At 67.4% G+C, this 12,323-nt stretch carries 11 protein-coding genes, 1 tRNA gene and 3 pseudogenes; 13 read left to right on the top strand and 2 right to left on the bottom strand.

The window, feature by feature from the left end:
* Window positions 1-61: 61 nt before the first annotated feature.
* The 12 genes and pseudogenes from ACNNMR_RS14750 (at window position 62) to ACNNMR_RS14695 (ending at window position 8,285) form a co-directional block, all read left to right on the top strand.
* Window positions 62-436: a hypothetical protein gene (locus tag ACNNMR_RS14750; protein ID WP_419995050.1), complete on the top strand. Its 375-nt coding sequence runs from the start codon at window positions 62-64 to the stop codon at window positions 434-436.
* Between the two features lie 65 nt (window positions 437-501).
* The gene (locus ACNNMR_RS14745; protein ID WP_420000367.1) at window positions 502-1,047 is read left to right on the top strand and encodes a DUF7178 family protein; all 546 of its coding nucleotides are present in this window, start codon (window positions 502-504) and stop codon (window positions 1,045-1,047) included.
* 105 nt (window positions 1,048-1,152) lie between these two features.
* Window positions 1,153-1,225 (top strand) — tRNA-Ile (locus ACNNMR_RS14740).
* A 24-nt stretch (window positions 1,226-1,249) separates the two neighbouring features.
* Window positions 1,250-1,657, top strand: a complete 408-nt coding sequence (locus tag ACNNMR_RS14735; RefSeq protein WP_419995049.1) for a hypothetical protein — start codon at window positions 1,250-1,252, stop codon at window positions 1,655-1,657.
* Window positions 1,658-1,907: 250 nt separating this feature from the next.
* Window positions 1,908-2,348 carry a hypothetical protein gene (locus ACNNMR_RS14730; RefSeq protein ID WP_419995048.1) on the top strand — a complete coding sequence of 147 codons (441 nt, stop codon included), beginning with the start codon at window positions 1,908-1,910 and terminating at the stop codon, window positions 2,346-2,348.
* Window positions 2,342-2,695, top strand: a complete 354-nt coding sequence (locus tag ACNNMR_RS14725) for a hypothetical protein (RefSeq protein WP_419995047.1) — start codon at window positions 2,342-2,344, stop codon at window positions 2,693-2,695. The genes ACNNMR_RS14730 and ACNNMR_RS14725 overlap by 7 nt, the downstream gene beginning before the upstream one ends.
* A gap of 90 nt (window positions 2,696-2,785) precedes the next feature.
* On the top strand, window positions 2,786-3,916 hold the full coding sequence (locus ACNNMR_RS14720; RefSeq protein ID WP_419995046.1) for a DUF932 domain-containing protein: 1,131 nt from the start codon (window positions 2,786-2,788) through the stop codon (window positions 3,914-3,916).
* Window positions 3,917-4,116: 200 nt separating this feature from the next.
* The gene (locus ACNNMR_RS14715; protein WP_419995016.1) at window positions 4,117-4,872 is read left to right on the top strand and encodes a transposase family protein; all 756 of its coding nucleotides are present in this window, start codon (window positions 4,117-4,119) and stop codon (window positions 4,870-4,872) included.
* A 50-nt stretch (window positions 4,873-4,922) separates the two neighbouring features.
* A pseudogene (locus ACNNMR_RS14710) lies at window positions 4,923-5,633 on the top strand (IS5 family transposase); the annotation flags it as partial.
* A gap of 20 nt (window positions 5,634-5,653) precedes the next feature.
* Window positions 5,654-6,316 carry an SEC-C domain-containing protein gene (locus tag ACNNMR_RS14705; RefSeq protein ID WP_419995045.1) on the top strand — a complete coding sequence of 221 codons (663 nt, stop codon included), beginning with the start codon at window positions 5,654-5,656 and terminating at the stop codon, window positions 6,314-6,316.
* Between the two features lie 74 nt (window positions 6,317-6,390).
* Window positions 6,391-7,509 (top strand): annotated as a pseudogene (locus ACNNMR_RS14700) (transposase).
* The gene (locus ACNNMR_RS14695; RefSeq protein ID WP_419995044.1) at window positions 7,416-8,285 is read left to right on the top strand and encodes a trypsin-like serine peptidase; all 870 of its coding nucleotides are present in this window, start codon (window positions 7,416-7,418) and stop codon (window positions 8,283-8,285) included. Before ACNNMR_RS14700 ends, ACNNMR_RS14695 begins: the two are co-directional and overlap by 94 nt.
* Before the next feature lie 1,305 nt (window positions 8,286-9,590).
* On the opposite strand, the gene ACNNMR_RS14690 is transcribed toward ACNNMR_RS14695, so the two are convergent.
* A complete protein-coding gene (locus tag ACNNMR_RS14690; protein WP_419995043.1) occupies window positions 9,591-10,433 on the bottom strand; it encodes a PrsW family glutamic-type intramembrane protease in 843 nt (280 codons plus the stop codon).
* 136 nt (window positions 10,434-10,569) lie between these two features.
* Window positions 10,570-10,710, bottom strand: a pseudogene (locus tag ACNNMR_RS14685) (IS630 family transposase); the annotation flags it as partial.
* A gap of 744 nt (window positions 10,711-11,454) precedes the next feature.
* Here ACNNMR_RS14685 and ACNNMR_RS14680 point away from each other — a divergent pair.
* Window positions 11,455-12,189 (top strand): hypothetical protein, encoded by a 735-nt coding sequence (locus tag ACNNMR_RS14680; RefSeq protein WP_419995042.1) that lies wholly within the window; start codon window positions 11,455-11,457, stop codon window positions 12,187-12,189.
* Window positions 12,190-12,323 lie beyond the last annotated feature (134 nt).

Here is a 12,323-nt window from a genome sequence, read left to right as displayed (position 1 = left end):
TGCTGCATCGATCGCATCGATGTCGATCTCGGTAGCTCTCTAGAACGCCAGAGGTGACGCCATGACTGTCGCCGCACTCAGCACTATCGACTTGATTGCGCTCTACGACGCGACATTCTTCGATGGCGGGTTCACCGCTCGCTACGAAGCGAACGGATCTTTAGGCCCTGCCGGGTCGGGTTACGCGGTATCCGCTGCTGCAACGCAGCGCACCCTGCCTGCGGAAGCCTCATTCACATCTTTCGCCGCGGCCGTTGAAGCGATGCACGCGCGCTATCCCGCGGCGGATGCGATTGGTGGCTGGATCGATCAAGGGCAGCTGTATCTCGACCCCGTGGAGATCCATGCGGAGCGCGCCACCGCAGAACGCCTCGGACGACTGCGGAAACAGATCGCGATCTATGACCTCGGCAACTCTGCGGAGATCCGGCTGTGAAGACAGAGCGGCCGGACCGCGATCTTCCGTTGCCTGTCAGAGGGGTGACGCGTGCAGACATCGAAATGATGGTGACCCGCATCATCGATGTGTGGAGTCGCGCCACATGCGATCTCCGTCAGCAGGGGCGCCAGTGGTACCCCCATGCAAACAAACTGGCTGCGGACCTGACCCACGGTGATGTCAGACGGGGAGCTGGCGTGATCGCCGCGCTGTCTCCCCAATGCCCATGGTCACGCAATGTCCAACTGGCCCGTGCCGCCTGCGCAGGCCAGAAGATCAGCAGCACTCGTGATCGTGCCTCCAAGGCCCAACGGATCCTTGCGGGCGAAGATCCGCATGAGGTCCTGCCGACAGGGATCAAGACGTGGCACTTCTTCCGGTGCATCGCGGATCCCGCCGACGACCGGTCGGTCGTAGTCGATCGACACGCGCACGACATAGCAATGGGTGCGCGCTACGGCAACGCTTCCCGCGGACTGGAATACCAGCCCAGGTACGACGCATTCGTTGCCGCCTACCGCTGCGCGGCACAGCGACTCGGCGTCCGCCCGTCCGTGCTCCAAGCGACGACCTGGCTCGTCTGGACGGAGCACGGATCTTCCCAATGAGCGCCGCGCCTAGTGGGCGTGACGACGTCTCCGCAGACGATCAAGACACGTGACCCGAGCCAGTCCTGGCCCACCGACTCACTTCTTGATCGTCTGCGGCCCTCCGCCTCCGTAGCTCAGTGGTTAGAGCACCGGCCTTATAAACCGGCGGCCGCGGGTTCGAATCCCGCCGGAGGCACTCCCGATCAAGGAGTTGAGGACCATGCAGCCTGCGAGCGCAGTCGAACTGGTCGAGCAAATGATCTACAAGCCCGGCTGGGAGTTCCACGCCCGTGAGTTCACGGATCGCTTCGAAGGCGCGATCTGCGTGGAGGTGCGCTACCCCACGTACAACAGCAACCGGGATGAGGCTGAGCGGGGCTACCAGACACCGATCACGGGCCAGTCTGCCTTCCCACTGGTGGTCGCCGACGGCACCATCGAAGACCTGTGCGGCACCATGCTCGATCTGATCTTGAAGATCGAGGAGCACGAGGCGCGGGAATTCCTGCGCCTCCGGCCCACCGACTGGGCTCCCTTCCACCCCCATCGCGTGGAGGGAATGCGGCGCTGGCTGACGCGTCGCCAGGCGCCCGACTTCAGCGGCGACCTGCTGTTCGGCATCGCATGAGGTGATCACGCGCCGTCCCTCTCGGTCCCAACTGGGCACCGCTCGTGCTTCTTCGGCGCCGGATCCGTTGCTCTTCACCTTCGGATCCGGCGCCTCTTGTACTGACGATCTACGTACGGAGCAACGCTATGTCCATTTCTCACCGCGCGGCTTTGCCTTCTGCCGGCCTGCTGCCCGGCAGCTTCCCCGGTGCGTTCGATCGGTATCTGGGGCCGACTGCTGCGTGCCCGTATCGGGATGGCGATCACTGATGGGCACGCGCGAGTACTTCCAGTTAGGGGCGTTCCTGTGGGACGTCACCCGAGCACACGAACTCGCCCGTGACCACCGCGTCGTATGGATCGACGCCCGACCGTGGTTCACCTGGCTGAACGATATCCAACTGAACGAGCAGCAGATTGGGCGAGCCGATCTCTCCCGCCCCCTGCTCGCAGTACGCCTCCGCGAGGTGCACGGCGGAACGGCGATCATCGATGGCTGGCACCGGGTCGCACGCTCCCAACGCGACGGCGTCAACGAGCTGCCTCTGGTGCTGCTCGACGAGGACGAGGAATACGAGGTCCGCGTCTTCGGCGGATCCAAGCATCCACCTCAGCGGGGTCCCTCCAGCGGACACCCGCCGCCCTCATCCGACGACACGCAGCCGTACGACCCCGGCCTGCCCGACCCCAGGAGGGCGCAATCGTGCTGAACTCCTCCTCCGCTACCTCAGCGATCTGCAACTTCTGCCTCTCCCAGCCCGCTGACTGGCTCTTCGTCAGCGCCTTCGGCTTCCTGCGCGTCCTCAAGACGGACGACGGAACCCCGCTGCTCCAGTCCGACGACGGCCGGTGGGCGGCCTGCCTGGAGTGCGCCCCGCTGATCGAGGACGGGAATGTTCCCGCCCTCACCGAGCGGGTGGTGGACGCCGTGATCACGCGCACCGGCCTGGTGCTGAGTATCAGGGACCGGGGCGCACTCGCCTCCCAGTACCAGCAGCACTTCTCCTCACTGCTAGCGCTCCCCATGACCCGACAACCGCTCCCCGGCCGCGCGTAGTGCGGCCGCCCGTCCCGGGCGCGCCCTCCGCTCGCCCGGGACGGGCCGATCCATGAATTCATCCCCTTCCACCTGTGAGGAGGACGACTGATGTCCAAGGAGACCTTGGAATGGCTGAACGCCAACACGCTGATCGGCTTCACCGAGCAGCGCGGAACGGCCTGGCACTACCGGGCCAGCCTGCAGGGACCCACACCCAACCACTACCCGGGCGCCATCCCCATCGAAGATGTCCGCCGGCGCCTGTTCGGCTGGCAGGCCACCCCCAGCCCGGTCTACGTCGAAGACCCCACCACCGGCGGGCTAGCACCGGCGCCGGGACGCACCGCCTATCTGCGCAGCGACACCGGTCACGTGATGGGCATCTTCGGCGACGGCTACCAGCCGCATGCCTACGAGGAGTGGCTGCTCGGCACCATCGGGCAGCTGCTGGACGACGAATTGTCCATCGGATCCGCCGGGCTGCTGCGCGGCGGAGCGGTCGCCTGGGTCTCCGTCGAAGTGCCGGAGACCATCACGACCCCGGAAGGAGTCGCCTTCCGCCCGCACCTATTCGGGGCTACGAGCTTCGACGGCTCCTTAGCGACCACGTACAAGCGGGCAGTCACCAACATCGTCTGCGACAACACCATGAGCGCCGGACTGGCCGAGGCCGGCCAGCAAATCAAGATCAAGCACTCCCGGCACTCCCAGCTGCGGCTGGCCGAAGCGCGTGAAGCCCTGCACATCGTCTACGAGGTCGCCGACGACTTCGCGGCCGAAGTGCAACGCCTCTGCCGGACCACGGTGACCGATCGGCAATGGACCGCCTTCCTGGACGCACACACACCGCGCCCCGCGGAACCCGGCCGCTCCCGCACGCTGGCCGAACGAAAGCGAGAAGTGCTGACGCGCCTGTGGAGTCACGACTCCCGCGTCGCGCCGTGGCAGAACACCGCCTACGGCGTCGTCCAGGCGGTCAACACCTACACCCACCACGAGCAGTCGGTCCGCGGTGCTGAGCGTGCCGAGCGCAACATGCTCCGGGCGGTCACCGGAGGCGTGGACGACCTGGACCACTCGACCCTGAACACGCTCGACTCCGTCCTCACCGGCGCTGCGCATGCCCCCGGCGTGAGTGCCGGGCCTGCGGTGAGCACCGCTACGAGCTCGGCTGCCGTGTCTGAGGGTCGGAGTAGAGCTGGTAGATCGCTTCTGCTGCCGCCGCCACACGATGGTTGATGTCCCCATGTGCCGGGGTCCTCCTCGATTTCCTCCAGGATGCTTTCCAGGGCCTTATGGGCCGGGTTTACGTGCGCTCGGGCAGTGAGCCCTTTCCAACCTGACGGCGTGGCCTGGCGGTTGGCGGGCTGTACGAACCGGCGAAGCTCCTGGTAGACGGGTTCACGACCAAGATCACCCGTGCCGACCAGGAGCTTCGTGTGCTTGTCTATCCATCGGCGATCGATCTGTCCAGTGCCCACCTGCGCCGCCTCGCGGGGCATCTCACGGTTCGCCGCCGCGAGATCGGCACCCGGTGGCGCCGTGTCACGCCGGGCCGTCAGGCTCTGCTGGTCCTGGCCCATCTGCGGTGCGGCGACACCTATGCCCAGCTCGCCGCCGGGTTCGGCATCGGGATCGCGACGGTCTACCGCTACGTCCGCGAGGCGATAGAGGTCCTGGCCGCGCTGGCTCCCAGCCTGGCCGAGGCGATGCGGACCGCGAGCCGCCTGGCCTTCGTGATCCTCGACGGGACGCTGCTGCCGATCGACCGGATCGCCGCCGACACCCCGTACTACTCCGGCAAACACAAGCGGCACGGCATGAACGTCCAGGTCCTCACCGATCCCTTCGGGCGGCTGCTGTGGGCCTCGCCCGCGCTGCCCGGCTCAACCCATGACCTGACCGCCGCCCGCACCCACGGCATCGTCGACGCGCTCGCCGAAGCCGGCCTCAAGTGCTGGGCCGACAAGGCGTACCAGGGCGCCGGCGGACCCGTCCGGGTGCCGTTTCGTGGCCGTCGCCTCAAGCGGTGGCAGCGTCAGCACAACAGCACACACGCCAAGATCCGCTGCCTCGGCGAGCAGGCCATGGCCACCCTCAAGGGCTGGCGCCTCCTGCGGAAGCTCCGGTGCAGCACGAACCGCATCACCAACTTCGTGAAGGCCATCCTCGTCCTTCACCACGCGTCAGTGTGAGGTTGGAAAAGGCTCCGTGTCTCGGCGGTGAGTTGGACGTTCGTCGGGGCATGGGGTCGTCGCCGTGGATTGTGTCGGATGAGCTTTGGGCGCGGATCGAGCCGCTGCTGCCGAAGCGGGAGCGCCGGTATCGCTACCCGGGGCGGAGGTCGGTGCCGGACCGGCGGGTGCTGTGCGGGATCTTGTTCGTGCTGTTCAACGACATCCCCTGGGAGCGCCTGCCGAAGGAGTTGGGCTTCGGCTCCGGGATGACCTGCTGGCGCCGGCTGCGGGACTGGAATGACGCCGGAGTGTGGCAGCAACTGCACGAGGTGCTGCTCGCGGAGCTCAACGCTGCCGCACGGCTGGACGTCACGGGCGGTGGTCGATGGCAGCCACATCCGGGCCATAAAAGGGGGAGCCACACCGGCCCGTCACCGGTCGACCGAGGCCGGACCGGATCCAAGCACCACCTGATCACCGACGGATACGGCACCCCGCTGGCGGTCATCCTCACCGGCGGCAACCGCAACGACGTCACCCAACTGCTGCCGCTACTGGATGCCATCCCGCCCGTCCGCGGCCGCGTCGGCCATCCCCGCCGCAAGCCGGACTCGCTGTTTGCCGACCGCGGCTACGACCACGACATCTACCGCGACCGGCTGCGCGATCGGAGCATCGTGCCGGCCATCGCCCGCCGCGGCACCCGGCATGGCAGCGGACTCGGCGTCTACCGCTGGGTGGTGGAGCGGAGTTTCGCCTGGCTGCACGGCTTCCGCCGCTGATGGGACCGGCGACGGCCATGAGCCTCGCCGCCGTCGAGGATCATCACGACCCCGGTGGCATCGAGATGCTCGTCATCGGCCGCCACCGAGTACGCCGCCTGCTCAAGCAGCCCCACGACGACGCCGACAACCTGGCTGACGAACTGCACAGCGACCGCCCCAGCCTGCTGAGCGGCCACGACACCCTCGACGACTTGCACGACCCGGCCCGCCACCAGTTGGCCGTGGGCGAAGACCCCGCCGCTCCCCAGGCCGAGATCGAACGGCTCGCAGGCGAGATCGACGCCCGCCGCCAAGCGGCATCACGGCCCCGCATGACCTGCGCGTTGTTCTGGCCCGAAGCCGAGTTCGCCCAACTGATCTCCCGCTGGCCCGCCGCAGCGGATGCCTACGGCACCGACCATCGCGACCACACCCGGCGCGTCGAGGGGATGCTGTCGAAGCTAGCCGACGACGGCGCGGTCCATCTCGGCGTCGCCCACGGCACGATGGCCGACATCGACGCCTACCTCAGCGGCGAGGACGCCTCCCCCGAGGACCGCAGCACCCGCGCCGCCTACGCAGCCGACCTCGCCGCCCGCGGCCAAGCCCACCCCTGGCCACCGCCCCGCAACAGCCCCTGCTGGTGCGGATCAGGCCGTAAATACAAGAAGTGCTGCGGCAACCCCGCCACCAGCTGACCCGCACCCAGCACCACAAAGATCCACTTCTCGACCTTCACGAAACTCGCGACAGAGCCAGAGAGCAGTGTCCATTGACATTCGTCATCGGCGTCGACACCATCCCAGGACTCACACCTACGCCGTGTGTCAACGGCGCCAACGGTGAGCACGTGGGCACGGAAGCATTCCCCAGCACCCACGCTGGTAGGGCTCGTGCAATCGGCTGGGCCGGACGCCGCACCGGCGGGGACCTCGGTGCTCTGTGGTGTCAACGGCTGTGGGTCGTCGAGGGCGTGGGCAGCTACGGGGCCCAGATCGCCCGCCAGACGGCACACGCCGGCTACCGCGTGGTCGAAGCCGCCAGAATGGGCCGCTCGGGCCGCCACGGTACGGTTGGCATATCCGACCCGATCGATGCCCGGCGCATCGCTACGGCTGTGCTTTCGCTCCCCGAGGAACAGCTGCGCACCCCGCGGATGGACAAGGGAATCCGGGCGGCAGACCACATCCTCCTCACCACCCGGAACGAGCTCACCGGCGAGCGGACCAGAGCCGTGAACGCCTTCGTGTGCATCACCGTCCTCGGCATCGGGGTCTGCTGCACGCCTACTCGGCGCCAAGCAGAGGCAATCGCCCGCTGGCGCGCCCCTGCGAGGAAGACCTTGCCGCCACCACGACCCGCACCGAAGCCGTCCGCCTCGCCAAGAGGATCCACACCCTTGACACCGAAATCACGGACAACACGAACCGGATAGGCGAGCTCGTCGACGCCAGCCCGGCCGCCGACCTCCCCCAGGAAACCGGGATCGGCCACGTCACCGCCGCCACCGTCCTGGTAACCTGGTCCCACCCAGGACGGTTCGCGACGAGGCCGCGTTCGCCGCCCTCGCCGGAGTGAGCCCCATCCCCGCCTCCTCTCCTCCGGCGACACCACCCGCCACCGGCTCAACCGCGGCGGCGACAGGCGTCTCAATCGTGCCCTGAACGTCATCGCAACGGTCCGAATGGTTCATCACCCCCAAACCGCGCCTACGCCGACCGGCGACGCACCGAAGGCAAGAAGTCGGCGGGAGGTGCCGCGATGGCGGATCCAGCCGCTCCCGCGTACCGTGAGATCATGCGAGCGCGACACCTCGTACCCTGCGCCTTCGCTCTGGCCCTCGCGGCCGGGCCGCCCGCAGGGTCGGCAGCCGCCGCTTCGGACGGCGTGACCCAGTTCTCCTTCAGCAGGGCGGACCGCAGCGACGCTCTGGCCTACTGGACACCGCAACGGATTGCCAAGGCCGATGCCGCGGCGGACGAAGGCCCGACCCCGCGCGGCCAACACGCCTGGAAGGGGCCGAAGATGAAGGCGATCGGCCGTCTCTTCTTCGTCAACGACAAGGGGGAGGACACCTGGTGCACCGCCACCTCCGTGCCCGCCCACAATCACTCCGTGGCACTGACCGCCGCACACTGCGCACAGGTCCCCGCCTCTCCCGGCAACCACCACATCTCCATGATCTTCGTTCCCGGCTACCATCAGAGCGCTCGCCCTTACGGGACCTATGCCGTTCGCGCCGTGGCCATGCCACGCTCCTGGGAGCAGGACGCGAAGACGGACGTCGCCGCGCTGGTACTTGATCCGCACCAGGGCCGCCGTCTCGCGGACGCGGTCGGCACGCAGAGGGTCGCCTTCCCCGGCAAACCCGCGGGCCGCGTAACAGTGTTCGGCTACCCGGACTCCCGCCCGCAACGCGGCGAGGGACTTCTGGCCTGCAGCGCCGTCGCGAAGGCCGGCCCCGAGCGTACCCAGTCCGCCGCCTGCGGAGTCGCCGGCGGCGCGAGTGGTGGACCCTGGCTGGCGCACTTCGACGCCCGGACCGGCAAGGGCACAGTGGCCGGGCTGACCAGTTTCGGTGACGCGGCCAAGAACAGCAGCAGCACCTCGGCGGAGCTCCTCGGGCCGCTGGCCAAGAGGGTGTACGAGCGTGCACAAGGACTGTGAAGCGAGCGCAAAGGCCGCCCGCCCATATCCCGTCGAAGCGCATGCCACCCACGATGCTCACACCTTGGCGTCCACCGCCGTGCCCGCACCGTTGCCGGCGCCGGTCAACTTCACACTCTGGGCGACCAGCCGGGGCAGATCGCACCGCTGGGCGAGCCGGACGGCCGGCACCAGCCCGCATGTGCGATGAGATCCGGATCATCGACCACGGCGAACACCGCCGCCGGGCTATGGGAGGATTTCACTTACGAGATGCCCTCTTACTCGGGTCTGACGGAAGCGTAGGAACTCCCATCATCCCAGCTCAGCGGGGTCACCTGTCGTGTTTCGCTATCCACAACCCGGCCGTCACACGGTGGATCGAGGTTGAGAGCAAGCTACTCGGAATATCGGGCTTTCCATTACTACGGTGCGTATCGTCTACGAACCGAGCCAGCCATCTCCTAAGACGCAATAGGCGCCCTCGCGGTGGCCACCGCCACCCTGAGCCCGTGAACACGCGCCCATCTTCCCACCGTCGCCGCGTCTCACTTGAGCCAGAACCGCCCGACAGCATCATCCAACTCCGACGCCCCTACCGCCATCGCGTCGGCTGCTTGCAGCGCGAAATCTCTCATCTCGGCGCACCCCACGCACTCGTCATCACCGTGAAACGGCCTGTCCAGCCAGTACATCCCACCGGGCAAAACGTTTCTGTCCAGGGCCGAACGCCCTGCTTCGAAGCTAGTCATACAACAGCCAACGACGCCACGGCCGTCACGTCACCACGGCGTCAACCACGGAGGCGCCGCCGCCCCACCCTCGCGCAGCGAGTCGCACACCCGAGCGACGTCAAATCGCATCAGACCGACATCGCCACAACCTCAACGTTCGAATTCTGACCGGAGGGCATGTCACGTGCCACTCGATGCTCCCTGGGCAGGCGCCGGTCGGTGTCGAGCCGGCGATCTGCTGCGGCTATGCGGAAGTCCGGTTCTCGCCGCGGTGCTTGCCCCGACACATGCCACCGCCCTACCCACGCGCTGCCGGGTGATGACAGCTTTGGTCTTCACGCCGCTGCCGAGGACGTGGACCCGGGCGCCACCGTGACCTACCGCATCGTCGTGCGCGATACCGGCACGACACGCAAGAGCAAGTACACCCCTGGTCCGACGACGTCGCCGATGCGATGGAGTCGGAGATACACAGCCTGGTGAAATCCTGACCTGGCTACCGACCAGGAAGCCACCCCAAGGCGCTCCCGGCGGACAGCGCGGTGGGCCAGCATCGGCATGTCACCGCTCCAGGGCTGACCGGGTCGAGCTACTACCGCATGCTCCGGGGCTCCGTGGTGGAGGCGGTGATATCGCTGCCCAGGGTGAGGCCGCGGGTGCCGAGCCGGAACAGGACGTAGCTGGCGACGGCGACGGCCAGGTAGCCCAGCAGCAGGATCGGCCTTTCGGCTTCGTAGACCAGCAGGCCGTCGTTGGCCGAGTGCAGCAGGGCGACCAGCACATACCCCCCGACAACGGATGGGGCGAGGGTGACCTTGCCCCGCTTCTGCCATCTGGTGAACGCCAGTGCGCACAGCAGGCCGGTCCAGGCCAGGTGACCGAACGGTTCGGTCAGGCCCCGCCCGATCAGGGTGAGCTCGGCGGAGGTGATGCCGTCGGCGAGTTCCGACTGGAGTCCGTAGTCCATCGACTCCAACACGGCGAAGCCCAGGGCGGTGGCGAAGCCCAGGGCAACGCCGGAGCGCACGGCCAGGTATCTGCCGGCGAGTGCGATCGCGAGTACCGGCACGAATTTAGCGAGCTCCTCGATGAAGCCGACCAGGAAGATTCTGGGGCCATCCGTGCTCTGGATGAATTCCTCGTCGAGAAATCCGCCGAGAGCCAGTGATGCTCCGCCGCCGAAGAGGAATGTGCCCAACAGGGCGGCGGGTGGGACGCTCGTGGCGAAGCCGGTCCTCGTATGAGTGGCCATGGCGAACGCCAACGGCGCCGCCGCAGCGCCGTAGAACAGAGCGGCGGGCACCACCGCCTCGTTGTCGGTGGTCAGCATGATGACGGCCATCAACACCGCCAGCGCCGTCATTGACAGCCACACCAGGAACCACGGCCGCTTGAAGAACCGAATGCGGTAACCGAATCCCTTACGCATCGCCATGACGGCGGTGTTCCCGGACCCGGGCATGCGGCAAACGGCTCGTTCGTCCGACCGGGTGAGCATGCCTCATCCTGGCTTCTGAGTATCTGAACGGAAGATCCCGATCACCGGTGCTAGAGATCTGTAACGGCTGAGGTTACGGCGGGGTGAAGTCCAGGCCGGTCTTGGCGAGGAAGCCCTCGATGAGGCCGGTGCGGTACTGCATCCGTTTGAGGGTGACCATCGCGTTCAGCTGGTCGATGCCGTGCTTGGCGAGGTTCGCGAGGGGCCGTTTGAGGTCCGCTCTTTACCGACTGGGTTGGCGTACGCATCGGCTCTTGCCAGGAAAGCCACGTCGCGCACGCGTCCGTTGCGGCGCGACGTCCGACCCCGCAACGTCGAGGGCGAGGCGCCACAGGAAGTCGTCGGGCTTAATCGGCGACCTGGACCGCTTCGGGAGCGCCGGTGCTGGCGCCGTCGCCGACACGCCTTCGACACGCGCGTCCATAGCCCGATTGCCGGGGTCGTTCCGCTAAGTTGTCTGGGTATGTTCCGATGTGCACAGCAAAGTGGGCACGTGTCGTGGCTCGGCAGGGGTCGACGATGACGGGTCCCGAGGCTCGTAGCGAGTGGCAGCATTCATCTATCCCGCCGTCGGGGCAAGGCCCGCGTAATGGATATGGGGTTGCCTCCCTCCTGCTGGGAGTCCTTAGTTGCGGTATTACTGCCAGCCCTGCCTATTTCTTCACCGGGCCAGTCGGCATGTTGCTTGGAATCCTTGCGGTTGCGCTGGGAGGTTATGGGTTCCGGCTCGGAATTCGCCGGCAAGCGAACAAGACCCTGGCTACTTGTGGCGTCGCGCTGGGGTTGCTCGCGGTTATCCTGTACGCGTCCAGATCCGGGATGCTTTCCTAACTCCACAGCGCCCGGCGCACAGCCCTACGAGCGGCCCCCTTGCCGCAGGGATCATTCAGCACGGGATATGCCGTGCGGCCGTCGCGCCCAGCGCCCAGGACCGCTCGACCCGACGAATGGGGGCGATGTGGATAAGCCCCACACCTTCCGGCGGTTCGCGGACGTGGCAGCAGCGGCCGCTACAGCACAGCCCTGTCGGCTAAGCAGGCCCGAAGCAGACCCGCGTTTTCATCCGTGGTGGCAGATCCGCTCGCTGATCGCCTCGTCCAGGCTGCTGCTGTTCATCGTGGCCGCCGCCTTGCTGGCCGCCGCCTTCCTGGCGGGGCAACGTCCATTTGCGGACGCGGAGGTAACGAGCCGCGGCAGCATCGACGCCGGCATCGGCGGCATCGCCGTGCTGATCGCTCTCTACGTTGCCCGGCACGTCGGACCTGCCCGGAGCCTTCACCGTGCGGCCATCGCGCCGTTGCGTGACGAGGTGCGCTATGTGCTGCTGTCGGACCCGCAGCGCCGGTACGCTCCTGCGCTGGTCCTGTTTCCCTTCTCCGGCGGTCCTGATGCGGTCGCCCTCGGTGTCATTCCGCTCCAGCGCCCCGTGCACGGCGGTCTCGGTCGCATCGCACCGGGGCTGCAGCGATGGACGAAACGGAGCTGCGATGGCCTGCCTGCACCGATCGGCACCGCCCAGTTGCATGGCGGCCCTCCGGCATCTCCGCTTGTCGTGCCCTGGATCGACGGGCAGCCGCTGTGGCCCGCCGGACCGATGATCACCCCTCGTCCCGGGCGCCCGCATGCACTGGCGTACTACCTCGACCGGCTGCTACTCGGCTCCCGCTCCTCAGGCGCCAAACGAACCACCTGACTCGAGCACCCCGGTGTGGAGGCGCCCGGCCCGCGGCATTCGGCGTGCATCCGGTGCATGGACGGCCGCCTGCGCCAGCTCCGGCCCGCTGCCGACCCTCCGCGCGGCCGTGCCGGTACGGGAAATCAAGTCGC

The sequence above is a fragment of the Streptomyces boninensis genome, from assembly GCF_048572725.1.
Lineage (GTDB): Bacteria > Actinomycetota > Actinomycetes > Streptomycetales > Streptomycetaceae > Streptomyces > Streptomyces boninensis.
Note: the sequence above shows the minus strand (reverse complement) of the source record. Positions and strands in the feature narration are given on the sequence as shown.